Source organism: Paenibacillus auburnensis (assembly GCF_927798115.1).
Lineage (GTDB): Bacteria > Bacillota > Bacilli > Paenibacillales > Paenibacillaceae > Paenibacillus_AQ > Paenibacillus_AQ auburnensis.
Window position 1 is genome coordinate 418,780 of the sequence record NZ_CAKMMG010000002.1, and the last position, 17,637, is coordinate 436,416.

A 17,637-nucleotide genomic window follows, 5' to 3' on the forward strand; every position below is an offset into this window, starting at 1 on the left:
ATCTGTGATCTTCACCTTGCCCCGTCAGTTGCCGAGCAGCTTCAACACCCGCAGGCCGGTTCCCTTGCTATTCACATCCTTTTGTCCCGTATTGCGAATCACAACAGACAGCGATCCACGCGTTGTCCGGATAGGGAACAGCACAGGAATGGGACGGTACGCATTCAGGCACCAGTCATCGAACAAATTGACCGGCATAAAGGGCTCACCATTGACCGAATATTCAAAGATTCCAGAGTCCGGGCCGTATAAAAGCAAGACACCCGCGCTTTGCCCTGTGACGGTGAAGGATAATTCAGCCCCCGGCTGCTCCGCCGCCTTGTGCTCCGTGGAGAACCGCCAGTTCATCAGCGGGTCGCCCGGAAGCAGCCCGGCTGTCCTGAACTCTGCGGAATAGGCAGCAGCGCTATAAGGCAGCATAATTCCGTATTCATAATTGCCGGCCTCAAGCGGCACCGCAGGCCACGCCTTCGGTTCTGGCGTTCCGACCTCAGGCTCGCCAAGTGCAGAAACCAGATATTCCTGCATGTATCCGGCATAGAGCGCATATCCGGCATCATGCGGATGGTAACCGTCCGGTGCCAGGATGCTCCAGTCGATCCCGCCCGCCTGCATCCCTTCATAAATGCGGAAGGCGAAATTGACGGACGGAATGCCGTAATAATCGGCCACCTCTTCATGGACGGCAATATTAAAAGGCAGCGGACCGGTCAGATTCTTAGGTGCCGCTGTATAGACGAAGCAAATATCCGCTTCAGGCGAGAGCCGGCGGCATTTGCGGACGATCCCCTCCATTCCGCGGACCGATTCGCTCCGCTCCTCACCATCGTTCACGCTGAACTCGACAAACAGCAGGTCCACGGGGCCGCTGTATAGCACATGTTCCTCAAACCGGTGCGCCCCGAGTGTAGAGTTTGTACCGCCGACGCCTGCATTAATAAATTCAAAACATTGCCTAGGATAGGCCCGCTGCAAATACTGCATAGTCAGCGCCCGCCAGCTGGCGGATTCCGCTTCGGAAGCACCTGCTCCTTCGGTGATCGAACCGCCAAGAAATGCAACCCGGAGACTGCCGTTATGCCGCAGCTTGGCGCGGAAACGGGGGAGTCCTCCTCGCTTCATAATAAAAAAGCCGTTGTTATTGGGTTCAGGCATGATCTTCTCCTCTGTAATCCTTTCGTCATATGAGCAGCCGGGTTCTCAGCGGCCGCAGAAAACAGCGATGCCGGCCTAAAATACGAGCCGGCATCGAGTCTAGCCTTCAGCACCGGGTTACCCGCTGAGCCCAGGCCTTCTGTCCATGTTTTTATTTAACTGACGAATCATACGCCTTTTGCAGAATTTCCAGATAACGGTCCAGCTTGAGGTCTTGCAGGCCTTTGACGTAAGCGTCCCAGTCTTTGTTCAGATCTTTGTTGCCGGTGATGAACTGCAGCTCATTCTGCTCAATGTAGTTTCTGAGGTTCGTTTGCAGCATGCTCGCTTCATCAATTTCGCTTGGATCGATCCAGATCGACCAGAGGGGGAACAATTCCTTCGGTTCATGGCCTTGATACAATAAAGATGCATCATACAATCTGCGCTCATAGCCGTCCGATGCATAAATGTCGGTGCCTTGTACCCAGGTATCGCGGTATTCCTTCGGCATATAGAAGTGGCCCATGCCGCTCCATCCGGCGTTGCGCGGCGCTTCGCCTTCCTTCATCGGAATGGTTTTGACTACAGGCGTTACGCCTTCGCCCAGCGCCACGTCTCCCGGTGCCGGATCTTCCCAGTCGATGCCTTTCATTCCGCTGGCCGCATTGGTCTGGCCTTCCGGCGTGTACATGTAATCGACCATTTGGATCAGGGCAATTTGCGCTTCTTTGCTGGCTTTATTGGTGATGGCAAATTTGGCACCCGGCGATACGCCGCCAGCATCATGCGTCGCGTAGGAGATACCTGACGGTCCGGTGAGCGGCGCTAACGGATTGTAATGCGCCGACCGGGTGTTGCCCGGATCGATATTGATGAAAATGGCAGGGTGCATCCCGGCGCCGGCACCGAGGATTTCCGCATCGGCGTTTTCGCCAATTTTTTTGAAAGCTTCGGCATTTTGCGTAAATGCGCCCGGATCGATCAGCCCTTCGGTGTACAGCGAACGGATATAAGTCAGGCCTTCCTTCCATTCAGGTGTAATGGCTGCGGACACAACCTTACCATCCTGGAGATTCAGGTAGTTCCGGTCATCGTCATACACGAATGAGTTCATCAGATACGGAACGATGCGCACCCCGAAATCTTCGGTGGAACCGCTGAGCGGCACTTCGTCGGCTTTGCCGTTGCCGTTCGGGTCTTTAGTTTTGAATGCTGTCAGCATGGCTTTGAATTCTTCGGTCGTCTTCGGCATTTCCATGTTGAGCTTTTTCAGCCATTCGGTGTTGATCCACATTTTATTCGGATACGAGCAATGGAAGCATTCAGTATAGGCGCCCAAGCCGTAAATATTACCGTCCGGAGCGGTATAAAGCGTTTTCATTTCAGGCGACTCTTCCATCGCCTTTTTAATGTTCGGCGCATATTGGTCAATCAGATCGTTCAGAGGAATCAATACGCCCTGCTTGCCGTATTTCAGCACGTCGGCTTGCGAGAATTCATCGATATAAGCGGTGAGCAGATAAGCATCCGGATAGTCGCCGCTTGCCAGCGAGATTTGGCGTTTTTCCTTGGCACCGTCTGAAGGGTTGATTTCCCAGTCGAACTTAATATTGAACTTGTCGGCCGCGAACTGGGTGAACTTGTTGGTCGGAATATCGATGCCCGATTCCTGGACGGCAAAGACACTGACTTCAACCGGTTTGGCATCCTGTCCCTGCGTAGCTTCCGTACCGTTTCCGGCGTTTGCGGCATTGTTCACATTACTTTTGTTATTGCCCGAACAGCCGCTGATGATAATAGTGAAGACCATAACCAGCGATAGCAGGCTTAGCAGTTTCTTTTTCAAATGTCATCACTCCCTTTTTTAGTTTAGACAAGTGTTGCCTACAATGTCCAGCCGTAAAGTCCGGCGGATCACCCCCTTAACTTGGTTAAGCGCATAGGTTGAAGGGCAGGGACTTAGCCTTTTACAGAACCGACCAGCATCCCCTGCACGAAATACCGCTGTACGAACGGATAAATGATCAGCACCGGAAGCGTCGCCACGACGATCAGCGAATACTTCAGAAGCTCGGACAGCTGCTGTCTTTCCACCATTGCCATCGCGTCCATGTTGCCGGAGCTGTTGTTCATGATAATGATGCTGCGCAGCACGAGCTGGAGCGGGAACAAATTGGCTGATTTCAAATAGATCAGAGCATCAAAATAGGAATTCCACTGCCCCACCGCGTACATTAGGACAAGCACTGCAATGATCGGCTTGGAGAGCGGCAGCACCACACTGCGGATAAACCGCATGTCGCTGCAGCCGTCAATCTCGCTGGCCTCCAGTAGTTCCTCGGGAATCGAGGATTGAAAAAACGAGCGTGCGATGATCACCTGCCACACCCAGATGGCGTTCGGGATGAGCAAAGCCCAGCGGGTGTCGATCAGATGCATCTCCTTGACCACCATGTATGTCGGAATGAGACCGCCGCTGAAGATCATTGTGAACGTAATGACCATCATCAGCGCATTGCGTCCGAAGAACGTCCGCCGCGAAAGCGGATAAGCTATCATGATCGTCAGCATCACACTGATCAGTGTGCCGGCGGTCGTATAGATGAGGGAATTGAGATAACCGGTCGTAATCTCAGGCGTTTTCAGAAGAACGCTGAAGCCTTTGAACGAAATGTCGACCGGATAGAGCCACACTTTCCCCGATGTTACTGCAGCCGGACTGCTGATGGAGCTGCTGATGATGAAGATCAGCGGATAGATGATCGCGATGACCACCAGTGTAAGGATGATATAAATGACTGTCAGAAAAATGCGGTCGCCCGCCGATTCTTTGATTTTCTTAGGAACTGCTGCCGTAGCTGCCATACAGGAACTCCTTCCTACCAGATACTGTTGTTGGTGATGCGTTTAGCGACTCCGTTGACCGTTACGAGCAGGACCAGGTTGATCAAGGAGTTGAACAGGCCGACAGCGGTCGCGAAGCTGTAGTTCGCGTTCAGCAGGCCGATCGAATACACATAGGTCGCAATGATCTCGGAATTCGCGATGTTCAGCGGATTTTGCAGCAGATATACTTTTTCAAATCCAAGCGCCATTACATTACCCACATTCAGGATCAGGATGATGACGATGGTAGGCACAATGCCCGGAAGGTCAACATGGCGGATCTTCTGAAAACGCGAGGCACCGTCGACCTTGGCCGCTTCATACAGCGTAGGGTCGATCCCGGCAAGCGCCGCCAGATAAATGACTGCACTGTACCCCGCCGTCTGCCAGATGTCCGACCATACATAGATGGAACGGAACATGCCGGGCTCACCCAGGAAGTTGATCGAATCCATTCCAAAAAAATTAAGCGCGATGTTGGCGAATCCGAGGCGCGGAGCCAGGAACAGCATAATGATGGAGACCATCACCACGGTTGAGATGAAATAAGGTGCAAAAGAGATGAGCTGCACGAACCGCTTGAACCGTCCGCCGCGGATTTCGTTGATCATCAGCGCCAGCAGAATCGGAATCGGAAAGCCGGCCAGCAGCAGGTAGCCGCTGAGCTTCAGTGTATTTTTGAGCAAGGTCCAGAACATCGGATTCTCAAAGAACAATTGGAAGTTTTTGAAACCGACCCACGGACTGCCCCAGATGCCTTTAATGACGTTGTAATCCTTGAAGGCGAGCACCGCGTTCAGCATCGGATAGTATTTAAAAATAAGGAAGAACAGGATTGGCGGTATAACCAGTAAATGCAGCTGCCAGTGCTTCATTATTTTTCTTCCGGTTCTTGCCAGAATCCCTTCGCCCCTTCTGTGGGGCATTGCCGTATGGTGAGTAGCTAATGGTTTCTCCAGAATAATCCCCCCCTGATAAACTGCCGGTAATGTGTGATAGCGCTTTCTACACGAGCTCATCATAGTGGATGATTGCCGGATTTGGATAGGTACACTTGAGCGGTTTGGCGTACAGATCGCCCGTTTTGTAGGGGGCAAAACTCAGGGGTACAGCCATTTTTCAGCTTGCTGCCCGTCCGCGGGCAACAAAAAACGGCTGCACCGTCCTAATGGGACGATACAGCCGTGAGGGGGTTATTCGATGTGCGACTGTCTGTACGTGCTCGGCGAAATGCCGGTCAGGCGTTTGAACGCCCGGCGGAACGAATGAGAGCTGTTGTAGCCGACCCGCGCGGCGATTTCGTCGACGGTATAATTGCTCTCTTTCAGCAGCGTTGCTGCCTGGTCCATACGCACCTTAACCAGATGGTCGGAGTAATTGACACCGGTGACCTCCTTAAACAGCTGGGAGATATATTTCTCCGGCCGCTCGACATGCTCGGCGACACGGTACAGCGTGAGCTCGGCATCGGCATACATTTCCGCGGTATACTGATACATCTGCCGGATAATCAGGATATGCGCATCTTTCTTTTTGCTTACGACAAAGCTGCACATCTCCTCCATGATGTTATGCAGCTCTTCCCGGATGCTCTCCAGCGGATCGGAAAAGTCGATATCGATGATCCTGCGTTTGGTATTCTCGAACAGCGGCGATTCCAGGAACGTCTTCTGATCCAGCAGCTTCAGGAAGGTCCCCTTCATCTCGCCGACCAGCTGATGCTTCATCTCCACGGACAGCTCACGTTGGCCGAAGTTCTGGGCGAAGATTTCATTGATGATACGCTTCGCCTCCTCCAGCTCTCCCGCGCGGACCGTGCTGATCAGGCGCTGCTCCGTATCGAGCGGATAATAATAGGTTGTGTTCTCGATTCCGGCCTCACGGCTCCACAACATGCCTTTTTTATTGACGTACACCGTGTATTCCAGCGCCTGCTTCGCCTGCTCGTAAGAGCGGCTAGCCTCGTTCACCGTGGCAAAATGATCGCCGAGTCCGGCCTGGATCGTCATCCGGTATTCTTCGGACAAATACCCGGTCAGACTCTCCATGATCTGCGAGATCCGCTTCTCCTCCGCAGGGCTTCCTTCCCCGGCCAGAAATAGAGCGGCGACCTTATCCGAACCGGTATCCGTCGTCAATACCGCCGGCTCCCGTTCCGACAGCGCCTGCTTAAGCAGCAGCCGGGACGCATTCAGCTCGTTCAGAATCTCGACGCTGTCCATGCCCGAATACCCGCTGATCTGGATCACACCGGCATACCCAGCGCCTGGTCCGAGCTGAATGTCCGCCTGCTCTGCCGCATAGATGATCTCGTCCCGCGATTCGAATTCGCCGGCGATCAGCCGCTTAAGGAAGGCATCGCGGATCAGCGGCAGCTGCCGGCCCAGCTCGTTCTCCAGCTGTTTGTTCTTCGTGATCATATCGGCGATATTGCCGCTCAGGAAGTCAAAGCTGTCGCGTTCCGGCGTCTCCTCTTTGCCGAACTGCTCCCTCATGACGCCGACCAGCCGGTTGATCGGTGCGCTGTTCCGGTAAGCCAGCACTAGACCAACCAGGAGTCCGAGCAGCAAGGTACCGCCGGTGATGGCCCATGATCTGTATTTGATCCGGTTGGCGTTCTCCAGAAGCACACTGCGCGGAATACCGGCCTGATAGACCCAGCCGTTTTTCCCGGAACGGGTTGTAATGACGAGATCATCTTCATAAAACTGGCTGACCTTGTTCTTGTCAAAAGCCGGATCGGCCGCGAGCTTGCTAATATACGGAGCATCCTCCCCCTGCTGAACAATCGTATTCCCGTTCTCGTCGCTGACATGCACCCAGCCCCCGTAACGCTCGGTCAGGCCCGTCAGCATGCTGGAGATCACCTTTTCATCGATATTGACAATGACGACGGCGGGCGAAGAGTCCTTGAAGCTGTCCAGCGGCAGCGATTGCATATAGGTAATGACCGAGGTCTGGATGGTCCGCTCCACAAACGGGCTCAGCGGGCGGATTTCGCTGCGGTGGGTTTTCTCGAGGAATTCCTTGCGCCATTCGTTCAGAGACAGATCGTTATAATGAAATACCTCGTAAAAATGCTCGGGACGGTAAGTGGAACCGGAAGTGAGGATCAGATTGTAATTGGCCAGATAAATATAATAGTCCTGGAGAAAATCGTTCGTTTGGCCCGAGGTAAGCACATTCTGCATCGTATTCCAGATTCCGTAGACATTCGTGCTGTTGTCCCGCTCGTTCATCAGTACACTTAGCTGTTTATTGATCGCCAGCTGCCGCGTAAAGCCTTCAACTTCGGCCATGCGGCGCTCCAGGATATCCTGGCTTTTCTGCAGCTGTGTCACGCTGTTCTCGATGGACAGCGCCTGCGTTACCGAAATGGAGGTGCGGTAGGACATATACCCGCCGATGCTCGGAATGATCAGAATGATAATATAGGAGATTAAAAATCTGCGGAAGACGTTAGAATAATTATGCATAAAATGACCTCCCCTTTTGGCAGCGCTATCATTTTTGTATATCTCTGTCGGAGCGGATCATACCGGAACCTAATAAAAAGCAGCGATTCAGCAAGGGTGTTCACTGCCTTTTATTAGAAATTCCGAGGACTCTGAATGTTGTCTCTTCCCGTTTATAAAGTGTAATACAAACAGGCTCCTCTGTCTGCCCCGAATTCCCGGAAAGCGGTCCACACGGTTGACGCGAAAAAGCACCTCCCGGTGCCATGCTTCTGCCCTCTTCTGAAAAATGGCGCCAAGGGACCCGGATATTCCGGGTCCCCGGCAGCCTTGGTCTGCGGGAAAATCTAAGATGTAATCACGCGCGTCAGGCTTCAGGGAGCGGCCGCGGCCTGGATGTCGGCATACGCCCAGTGCGTGGCGGGAACATCGCTGAACTTGGTTGCTGCACTGCCCGCGGCGGAGATGCCAAGAACGCGGTTCATCGCAACCACCGTTTCCGCGCGGGTAAGCGGCTGACCCGGCCGGAAGGAGCCGTCCGGATATCCTTTCAGTATGCCAGCCGCCTGGGCTTTGAGAATGGCCGCCTTCGCCCAGCTTCCGGCAATGTCAGTGAAGCCTTGGCCCTGGCCGGCTGTTTCAGACAGCAGTGGAACGATCAGCGAAGCCAGCTCCGCCCTCGTCAGCGGCTGATCCGGCTTGAAGGAGCCGTCAGAATACCCTTGCATCAGTCCCAGCTTCGTCACTTTGGCAATAGCTTCCGCTGCCCATGAACCGGTGCCGACATCGCTGAACGCCGCTGCACTGCCGCCCTCTTTATCAGCAAGAGCGTTCGCGAGAATCGACGCGATCTCTACGCGCGTAATATTCCGGTCCGGCTTGAACTGGCCGTCCGCATAGCCCTTCAGGTACGGCGATGCTGTCGGCGACGGCGCTGGGCTTGGCGGATTGCTGCTTGGCGACGGCGACGGTGTTGCCGATGGCGTCGGCGTAGCAACCGTACCGCCCGGGTTCGAGTTGCCCGGGTTCGGGGTACCAGGGTTTGGGGTGCCTGGGTTCGGGGTTCCCGGGCTTGGGGTTCCCGGACTTGGGGTGCCCGGATCCGGGGTGCCCGGCGAACCGCCGCTTGCGCTCACCGTATATTTCAATTGGTCGATCAGTAGCAAATCGCCCGATTTTTTCACTACTTTAATCGTGTGCATGCCGTCCGAAAGCCCGGAAATACTGTAGAGGTTCTGCTGAATTTGCCGGCTGGTATAGTTCGCGTTAACCGTATCCTTGAGCGTTCCATCTACATATATCTCCATTTCGCCGAGCATCGGGCCCTTCGGTCCAACGAGCTGAACACCTGTGCCCTTGAAGACGTACTGGACAAAGTCACCGTTGGTAGACGTCCACTGCACATCATTCTGATAGTCCCCGCCGAATTTGAATGTCAGCTTCCGCGTACCGGTCGGCTGGCTGGCAAGGTAAGTTTTGCTCAAGGTGACCTTGTTGCCCGACAACGTGTAATCGGTGCCCTCAATAAGCGGGCTACCCCCGCTGGAAACGCCTTTGAACATCCCCGGCTCCTGCAGCAGCACTACAACCACATCGTCTTGTGCGGAGACATTTTTGTCAAAGCTTGCCGTGACCGGGTTGATCATATCCGGCACCTCGACCTTTAGCATATCGAGTAGCATGTACGTACCATTCTTCTTCACTGCTTTCAGTGTGTGCAGACCTTCCGGCAGCCCGGAGACACTGAATACGTTCTGCTGCACCTTACGGGTACTGCTGTAGGTGCTGACCGTTTGCTCAAAACGTCCGTCAACGTAGATATCAACATCGCCCATCGAGTTATCCAGCTCCGTATACATCTGGATGCCGGTGCCCCTGAACGTATATTCGAAGAAGTCTCCGTTCTGCTCCGTGAAATGCACGTCGTCCAAGTAATCACCGAAGGTTCTGCCGCTGTTGCGCGACCAGGAACCCGTGTATTTGATTGACGAATCGTCATTGTTGAGCACAATGTACTGTACTGTGTTCGTATTGGTAATCTGGAGCGTCAGCAGCTGCGGGTCACCGGCGCTAAACAGGAAAGTCAATGCGGTCTGCCCGGCCGGTTGGGCGGCAAGATACTCCTTCTTCAAGATTACGGTACCGTCTTCGAAAGTGTAATCATTGCCTTCGGTTAACTGCACACCGTTACTCTCGATGGCCGTCAGTGTGTTACCGTTCAAATCTACAGCAACGGCAAAGTCCCGCTGCAGTGAAGCCGCTTTGTCAAAGCTGCCCGTTGACGGCACAATCGTGCTGCTTGCCGTTGCGCTTGTCTTGATCTCGATCGGCCAGAGTTCGCCTCCGCCACCTTCAAAATCGAAGATCAGTGTGGTCTCGCCGAACGGCTGCTTCAGCAGGTAATCTTTGAAGACCTTAACCGTGCTGCCGGACCGTTCATAATCGGTGCCGTTAACCAGCGGTGTATCGCCGTTCCGGATGCCGAGGAATGAATCGGCGCCCAGCACCAGTTCGGCACTCAGATCAGCCTGCTTGCTGATCTCCTTGTCAAAGCTGCTGCCGTCCGGCACGATCAGCTTATCTGCCGTCACCTTGAGCGCGTCGAGCAGCATATAAGAGCCGGAAGCTTTGGCTACCTTCAGTGTATGCTCTCCGCTCGGCAGCCCGGATATGCTGTACACTGCCTGTTGTACTTCGCGGTCGCCGGAAGTATAGGTGCTGACCGTTTCCGGCGTAACATCGTCATCCAGGTAAATTTCAATATCGCCCTGCGAGGAATCCTTTTCGGTGATAAGGTCGATTCCCGTTCCGGTAAAGGTATATTCGAAATAATCCCCATTGTGCTCGGTATAATGTACATCGGATTTATAATCGCCAGTCGGGCGGCCCGACTGGGTATTCCAGCTGGATCCGTGATATTGAATCCGGCTGTCGCTGTCATTGACGTAAACTGAGCGGGTAACGGTCGTTCCGCCGTTGCCGTTCCCCGGTTGTTCAGGCTCCGCCGGAACATTTCCTGAAGTATCGGTAATGACGACGCTGAGATCCTGTGCCGCTTCCGTCAGTTCTTTACCGCCGCTGCGCGACCACGTGCCGGTATAACGCATGCCGGTGTCATCGTTGTTGACGGCGGAAACGCCGCCTTTGGCCGTTACCTTAAGCATACGCGAGGCATGCGGCTCCAGAATACCGCCGCTGAAGCCCGTATCAAACGTGCCGAGTTCCGTATGGCTCCACAAATCACGGACAGACGCTGGGCCAACCAGCCCGATGTCGTTCCAGTCGACTTTCACTTCTGCACTGCGGCTGCCCAGGTTAAACAATGCCACATTATAGGTGCCGTCGCCATTGTTGGCATACCAGACCTGCTGCTGGGTTCCGGTCGATACCGGATGCGCGGGGCGTCCCGCCTGATTGACAGCAATGACTTCGTCGTTGGTAAGCAATTGCAGCCCGTAATCGTCCAGCCGTGTCAGGTCGTTACCCACATACAGCTGGGCTGCAGAAACCGCCCAAAAGGTCATTGCGGTCTGCCGCTCGTCCTTTGTCAAACCGTCCATGGCGCCGTTTCCGATATTCAGGGAATCGAAGTCGTTCCAGCCGCCGGGACCGGCATCTCTCCACCACAACGCGGCATCGGGGAATAAGCGTGCAATGTTAGCCCACTGTGTCAGTCCGACTTCCGGATTATAGGCTTCCACATCCCATTGAATCCGCCAGCCGTTAGCGTATTGTTTCCAGAAATCCACATAATTGTGGTCAAGAGCCCAGGACAACTCAAACCAGATCCCGTGTCTGGCCAGGGCCTTTGACCAGGCGGCGACATCGCCGCGGGCATCGATGGAGGTGTTGTTGTAGCCGGAGCCCGGAGTAACGCTGTCGAATTTGACGAAATCAACGCCCCAGGATGCAATCATGTCGGCGATCGAATCGACGTATTCCTGCGCACCGGGTTTGGTGAAGTCGATTTTATAACCGATATCCCAATAGTCGGCTTTCTGCAAAGGCAGGTAAGCGATATCCTGCATATGGTACTCCGTGCCATAGATTGGCAGGTTCTGCGCATACGCCTCTTTGGACATGCCCGGAATCAGATAGATTCCGACCTTCTGGCCGTTGTTATGGATGTAATCGATCAGGTTCTCGAAGCCGTTCGGATACAGCGCCGTGCTTGGAATAGGCCGGGCATATCCATCCATGCTGCCGTTCCAGCCCGCGTCGATATTGATATATTCATAACCGTGGGATTGCAGCTTCTCGTGCATGACATCGGACATTGCTTTGAGCTTCTGCTCGGAAATCCAGTTACCTTGCGGACCGTCATACACCTGCATGCTGTAACTGCTCCAGCCCATATAAGGCTTCTGGGCCAGCTCTTTATCCGCTGCTTCCGCTACATTGCGGCCGGTTCCGGTGAATCCTACTTGTGCGACAACAGTAATTAACATCAGCAGCATGTAACCCAGCTTTTTCCTCATTCGCTTCAAATACTCCCGCCCCCTAGCAATTAGTTTTAAGTGGTCGTACTCGTACGTAGGCCAATCCATGTTATTTCCCGGGAAACGTTTACAAAACAAAGCCGGCAAAAAGTGTGACAGCGCTTTCTACACGAGTTGATAGTATTGTTTTTTCCAAGCCTTGGGTAGGTACATCTGCGCCGCTCAACGTACAATTCACCGCAATCGGCAGGGGGCAAATGATCAGGGGGGCATCCAAATTTCTGCTTTGGGAGACCCCGGTGCTTATCAGTAGTGAAAGGATGCAGGAAGTTAGATGAAACCACGTACTTCGGTTATAACCTTAGGAGTGGATCGATTATAGAAGAAATACAAAAAAGCAGGCACGGTTATTACCGTACCTGCACACGATACTTTCTAGGGAGATTATTCTGGCTACTCGGGATCTGGCCAGACATCTCCTTCCCGGCGGCATACCCAGTCATGATACAGTTCTGTATCAAAGGGCTCCTTAGCCATCGCTACACCGCCAAAGGAGATGTCCATTCCATTCAGATTAATTTGTTCCGATAAATAGACAAGGACATCATGTATCCCGCCATCGCGCGAGGATTGAGCAATCAGGGCAAACACTTCTTTTTGTTCCAAGGTTAATTCCTGCAGCACCTTATTTACACGTGCATTTTCCTCAGTTTCAGGCCAGCCCTTCTCCATAATCCAGCGGGTATACGGACCAGGTGACCGCTCTACCAAGTCATCGACAAAGGCTTTATACAATTCCAGCGGCTGATCCTTCATCTATAGCCCCCCTATGTCTAGTTTAATAAATCTCCCCTTCATCTCCCTGCACTATAGCGCCCAGCCCTGCTGCGACCTCCTTCATCTTGTGAATCACATAATCATCCGCGCTGGACACCGTGATTCTTCCTTCTGTGTGTTTGAACGGCACGCTGTCCTCTTCATCAATCCAGTTGAAGAACTCTCCACCGATCGTCATCGTTCCAAAAGGACCTTTAAGGGAAAGTCCGCTGCTGTACTCGAACTCCTCCTGACCAGCAAAATAAGCCTTGGCTTCCTCCAGGGAAATCGGCTTGCTGCAGCTTTCCGTCCAATGTCCTGCCCGGGTAATATGCACATTATAGCTCATTACATGATGACTCCTCACATTAGTAGTAGTATGGCGGCATTCTATAGTAAGTTCATCAGCTCCGCGGTCCGGCCACGGAATCCCGGTGGACAATATCGGCTGCGATCAGGATTTTTTCCAGCGGTGCAGAAGGGTTATGGATACGGTTCAGCAGCTTCTCTACTGCGGCCCGGCCCATTGCTTCTTTGGGGACATGTACAGTTGTAAGCGGTGGTACACACCTGGTTGCATCTTCAATATTGTCAAAACCCGTCACGGAGACATCAGCTGGCACATTCAGGCCCTCTTCCCTCAGCACCTCACAAACCGTAAGGGCGGTAAAATCATTCCCACAGAGCAGCGCGGTCGGCAAGTTTTTGGCTTTTTTCCGTTTGAGCAGCCACTGTTTGAATTCTTCATGAAATACTACAGAATCCATATCTTCCAGCATTAGCATCTCGTCATCACCGGCGGGAGGCTTCATCCCATTCTCTTCAAGCGCGCTGCGGAAGCCGATCCAGCGGTCCCTGAAGCTGCGCGAATAACGGATCGGAGCGATTAAATGCTGCTGAGTATGGCCTATTCCCAGCAGATGATTGCTTAGCCGGGCCATCGAATCAATATTGTTCGCAAACACCGTATCGCTCGGAATTAACGGGTCTTCATGGTCAATCAGCACCATCGGCAGGCCGATCCGGTGCACCTCCAGCAGCAGTGAGGTAGAGATCTGGCCCACGCCGACCAGGCCTAGCAGACCGTTCGGATTGAGGATATTCACGAAATTATCGGCACGGTGTTCAGAGACAATAACCATGCCAAGGCCTTCCTGATCAAGGGCAAGCGCAATCCCGTCAACAATTTTCCCCCAATACAAGGAGTCCTGCGTCTGTGAGCGGATATTGGGCATCAGTACCAGTACCGATTGCTTGTTCCGGTCCCCACCTGCTCCCTGGGAGGAACGCTTCATATTTTGCATGTATGCATTTTTTTGGGTGAAATAGCCCAGCTGCGAAGCGGCCTGGATTACCCGCTCTCTCGTTGTTTCGTTGACACCGCCCTTGCCGGAGAGAGACTTGGAAACGACAAACTTGGATACGCCCAGATGATCGGCTATTTTCTGCATCGTAACTTTTTTAGCCATATGTATAACCTCCAATGTGTTCTTAGATTAAGTGTCCTGCCGGTTAAGGCTGCGAAGAGGGCTGCTGCCCTCCCCTGGCTTCTAACCATTTCTCATTTAACTCATCAAAAGCCTTCTGTAAATCAGGTGCGGCAATCAGCTCCTGGATATAGTCTCCTGAGGCAAATGACAGTTTCGAGCGGTTGGCCATATCTATAAAAGCGTCCGTCTGCACAGTGGCTTCTACCAGCTGCGGATGATAGGAAAGGAATTCACGATACTGTTCCATCGAAGGCTCTGCATGTTCATCTGCCGGAAGGAATCCCTCTGAGGTATAGGAGGTTTCTTTAACCAGGAAACTCACCCAGGCCATCGATAATTCTTTGTTTTTGCTGAATTTGCTGACTCCAATGAACCAGTCAGGATTAAGTGGCGCATAATGCGAGGCACCATTATCATAAGGAAACGGGAAAAAACCGATATCCTCCGGAGCAGCCCCGGCGTCCAGAATCTGGGTGATTGTCCAGTTGCCGCTCAGGTACATGCCCGCCTCACCTTTAGCCAGCTTGGTTTTAGAGATCTCCCAGCTGTTGGAGAACAGTTCATCCTCCACGTAGCCTCTGGCAATCAGGGCTCTGGCGATCCCCACCGACTGCCCCCACTCATTATCCAGCTGCCAGGGACTGTTCTCATGAACCATGTTATTCATATAATCGGGATTGCCGGTCATATAGTTGACCATATTGTTGCCCCATTCCCGCAGCGGCCAGACCGCACCATAATTCATATACAGCGGTATAATGCCCGCCTGCTTCAGCTTGGCGCAGATGGCGTAGAAATCATCCAGCGTCTGCGGGATCTCTGTGATCCCCGCTTGTTCAAACGCCTTCTTATTGTAAACGATCCCGCTGGTGGTTGTCCCTGTAGATAAGCCATATCTTTTACCGCCATAGGTAGCGAAGGTAGTGAACCGCTCATGGGCAGACATTTCTGCACTCAGCGGCTCAAAAAAATAACTCAGTTCCTTCGCAGGCAGATTGACCGGCAGCAGCAGCACATCCCCGGCATCCTTGGTAGAGAGACGCACCAGAATGTCGGTGGCATAATTGGATAAGCCCTCGAATTCAACACGGGCCTGCGGATACTTCTTTATAAACTGGTCCGCATATCCCTGCATCGTGCCGTTCTCAATAAGATCGATCCGGTTGGTCAGCATAAGGATATTACCCGACAGACTACTCTGTTCATTATCCGAAGCCGGTGTTGCCGAAGGCTCCTGCTTACTGCTCCGGTTCTCACAGCCCGCAGACAGCAGGAGCAGAAACACGAGCAAAAGCATCATTTGCAGTGTCCAGTATGCTTTTGTCATTTTCAAAGCAGATTGCTCCTTTCTGTCTCTGGCTTGCTGGCTTGCGGTCCCGGAAGCGGCAGGGACAGAATTACATCTGTACCCTCTCCGGGTTCACTGAACACCTCTATGCCATATGCCGCCCCATAGTTCAGCTGAACCCGCTGATGCACATTCTTCATCCCGATGCCTCCGTTGATGCTTTTCTTCGGAGGTGTCTCACGCTTCAGATTATCATTCAGCTTGTCCAGGGTAGCCCGGTCCATCCCGCAGCCGTCGTCGCGGATATGGAACTGCAGCTTATGCTCCGTAATCTCACAGCTGATACTAAGATGCATATGTTCCTTACTGTCATCCAGCCCGTGATAAGCTGCATTCTCGATAATCGGCTGGAACACCAGCTTGATAATCGAGTAGTCGTCCAGCTCCGCGGGGACATCAATCTGCAGCACGAACCGTCCCGGATAGCGGCAGCCTAAGAGTTCAACATAATTGCGGACATACATCAGCTCCTGCTTCATTGTCGTATGGCCGGACAAATCGCTGGTACTGTAGCGCAGCAGCTTACCCAGAATCGAGATCATATCAGCTGCTTCTACATCATCGTTGATTTCCGCTGTCATCCGGATAGACTCCAGTGTGTTGTAAATGAAATGCGGATTGATCTGGCTCTGCAGCGCATGCAGCTCCGCTTCCTTCTTCTGCTCCTCTATCCGGTAAATATCCTGGATCAGCTGGCGGATGCGCGCGAGCATACGGTTGAACTGATGACCGAGCAGGCCTATTTCATCCCGGCGTTTCACGCGGAAGTTGACATCCAGATCACCGTTCTGCACCTTTTTCATCAGCTGAATCATTTGTGTCAGCGGTTTGGTCAGGGCAAAGGACAGAATAATAGAAATAATCAATGCGAGTACGATAATAATCAGTGTCGCCACCAAGGTTGCGTTGCGGGTCAGCTTCACATCCCGGGTCAATTCATCAACCGGAATGGAGATAATTACCTTCCAGTTTGTCTTGGAGGAACTCGAATAAATGTTCAGCCGTTCCTTACCCGACACCGTATCATAAAAGCTTCCAGCGGCTCCCTTGGCACTGCGGAACAGTGAAGTATGGGATATATCCATTGTTAACAACTTCTGGTCACTGTCATAAATGACCTTGCCCGCCTCATCCACGATCAGGGACTTGCCATGAGTCACCTCGTCCAGCTCCGCCACCTGGAACTCCAAGTTGCTGACATTGGCTTCTACAGCAATCAGTCCAATCGGGTTCCAGAGACCGTCGACAATTTTGCGGACTACCGTATAAGCATAGCGGGTACTCTGCAGATTGGTGGTATAGGCCTGAGTGCCGAACAGCAGCGCCTCACCGTTCGAGTCCTTCACCTGCTGGCTCCAGAATTTGTAGCTCTGATCCAGATCAAGCCGCACACCGCCATCCTTAGCTGAATAGTATCCATTGCCATAGGCATCAAAAATATAGACAGAGTTTGTCCCCCGTTTAATATTGTTGATGAAGGAGATATTGCCTTCGATCCCTCTCTGGATGGATAGAAGCAGATCAAAATCACCTGGTGCAACAATGCTGTTGTCTGTATCACCTTCAGTCAGCTTCTTCTGTGCATAATAGCGGTTAGAGCGGATCAGATTCTGTTTGATATCGTTTACATACGCAGGCATTGAAGAGATCCGCTTCATGTCTTCTATGTAGTCGTCGACCCCATCCATCATTTGATCGATTAGCTTCTCCGAATAAGCAACAGTGTTACCTTGGATCGATTGGGTATAGCTCTTGAAGCTGATAACACTGATAACCGATAGCGGCAGTGTAATAATAACCAGGAAGACAAGGAGCAGCTTTCGTTCCATGCCCATGTCCCCAATAAAGGACCACCAGTTGTGCTTATACTTAACTTTCATCCGGTCCTACTCCTTCAATCAGCTTTACCTAACTTTTCACACCACCATAACATTTACCTAACAAAATAATTATACTTGTTAGCTCCAAGTTTCACAAGAAAAAGTCCATACCTATAATTAACAGGCCGCTTCTTCCCGGGGGAAGAAGCGGCCTGAGTCTACAAACTACACCTAACTGCTAGATAA

General features: G+C 52.6%; 11 protein-coding genes. All 11 read right to left on the minus strand.

Annotation, left to right across the window (positions count from 1 at the left end):
* Positions 1–24 precede the first annotated feature (24 nt).
* Entirely contained in the window at positions 25–1,155 is a 1,131-nt protein-coding gene (locus L6H70_RS13690) for an SGNH/GDSL hydrolase family protein (RefSeq protein ID WP_236333902.1), read from the minus strand.
* Between the two features lie 151 nt (positions 1,156–1,306).
* Complete coding sequence (locus tag L6H70_RS13695; RefSeq protein ID WP_236333904.1) at positions 1,307–2,983, minus strand: type 2 periplasmic-binding domain-containing protein; 1,677 nt, start codon at positions 2,981–2,983, stop codon at positions 1,307–1,309.
* Between the two features lie 113 nt (positions 2,984–3,096).
* The gene (locus L6H70_RS13700; RefSeq protein WP_236333906.1) at positions 3,097–4,002 is read right to left on the minus strand and encodes a carbohydrate ABC transporter permease; all 906 of its coding nucleotides are present in this window, start codon (positions 4,000–4,002) and stop codon (positions 3,097–3,099) included.
* A 14-nt stretch (positions 4,003–4,016) separates the two neighbouring features.
* Positions 4,017–4,949: an ABC transporter permease gene (locus tag L6H70_RS13705; protein WP_236333908.1), complete on the minus strand. Its 933-nt coding sequence runs from the start codon at positions 4,947–4,949 to the stop codon at positions 4,017–4,019.
* A gap of 267 nt (positions 4,950–5,216) precedes the next feature.
* Entirely contained in the window at positions 5,217–7,499 is a 2,283-nt protein-coding gene (locus tag L6H70_RS13710; RefSeq protein WP_236333910.1) for a helix-turn-helix domain-containing protein, read from the minus strand.
* A 353-nt stretch (positions 7,500–7,852) separates the two neighbouring features.
* On the minus strand, positions 7,853–11,956 hold the full coding sequence (locus L6H70_RS13715) for a X2-like carbohydrate binding domain-containing protein (protein ID WP_236334058.1): 4,104 nt from the start codon (positions 11,954–11,956) through the stop codon (positions 7,853–7,855).
* Positions 11,957–12,370: 414 nt separating this feature from the next.
* Positions 12,371–12,733 (minus strand): DUF6547 family protein, encoded by a 363-nt coding sequence (locus L6H70_RS13720; protein WP_236333912.1) that lies wholly within the window; start codon positions 12,731–12,733, stop codon positions 12,371–12,373.
* A gap of 22 nt (positions 12,734–12,755) precedes the next feature.
* Positions 12,756–13,082 carry an ApaG domain-containing protein gene (locus tag L6H70_RS13725; RefSeq protein WP_236333914.1) on the minus strand — a complete coding sequence of 109 codons (327 nt, stop codon included), beginning with the start codon at positions 13,080–13,082 and terminating at the stop codon, positions 12,756–12,758.
* A gap of 55 nt (positions 13,083–13,137) precedes the next feature.
* Positions 13,138–14,202, minus strand: coding sequence for a LacI family DNA-binding transcriptional regulator (locus tag L6H70_RS13730; protein WP_236333916.1), 1,065 nt, complete (start codon positions 14,200–14,202; stop codon positions 13,138–13,140).
* A 43-nt stretch (positions 14,203–14,245) separates the two neighbouring features.
* Entirely contained in the window at positions 14,246–15,550 is a 1,305-nt protein-coding gene (locus L6H70_RS13735) for an ABC transporter substrate-binding protein (protein WP_236334060.1), read from the minus strand.
* Positions 15,551–15,552: 2 nt separating this feature from the next.
* Positions 15,553–17,451, minus strand: coding sequence for a cache domain-containing sensor histidine kinase (locus L6H70_RS13740; RefSeq protein WP_236333918.1), 1,899 nt, complete (start codon positions 17,449–17,451; stop codon positions 15,553–15,555).
* Positions 17,452–17,637: the final 186 nt, after the last annotated feature.

Bases quoted from the DNA above. Each gene is read 5' to 3' on its own strand.
- L6H70_RS13725 (WP_236333914.1), bottom strand. From the start codon at position 13,082: ATGAGCTATAATGTGCATATTACCCGGGCAGGACATTGGACGGAAAGC.
- L6H70_RS13690 (WP_236333902.1), bottom strand. From the start codon at position 1,155: ATGCCTGAACCCAATAACAACGGCTTTTTTATTATGAAGCGAGGAGGA.
- L6H70_RS13720 (WP_236333912.1), bottom strand. From the start codon at position 12,733: ATGAAGGATCAGCCGCTGGAATTGTATAAAGCCTTTGTCGATGACTTG.
- L6H70_RS13710 (WP_236333910.1), bottom strand. From the start codon at position 7,499: ATGCATAATTATTCTAACGTCTTCCGCAGATTTTTAATCTCCTATATT.
- L6H70_RS13735 (WP_236334060.1), bottom strand. From the start codon at position 15,550: ATGACAAAAGCATACTGGACACTGCAAATGATGCTTTTGCTCGTGTTT.
- L6H70_RS13730 (WP_236333916.1), bottom strand. From the start codon at position 14,202: ATGGCTAAAAAAGTTACGATGCAGAAAATAGCCGATCATCTGGGCGTA.
- L6H70_RS13705 (WP_236333908.1), bottom strand. From the start codon at position 4,949: ATGCCCCACAGAAGGGGCGAAGGGATTCTGGCAAGAACCGGAAGAAAA.
- L6H70_RS13700 (WP_236333906.1), bottom strand. From the start codon at position 4,002: ATGGCAGCTACGGCAGCAGTTCCTAAGAAAATCAAAGAATCGGCGGGC.
- L6H70_RS13715 (WP_236334058.1), bottom strand. From the start codon at position 11,956: ATGAGGAAAAAGCTGGGTTACATGCTGCTGATGTTAATTACTGTTGTC.
- L6H70_RS13740 (WP_236333918.1), bottom strand. From the start codon at position 17,451: ATGAAAGTTAAGTATAAGCACAACTGGTGGTCCTTTATTGGGGACATG.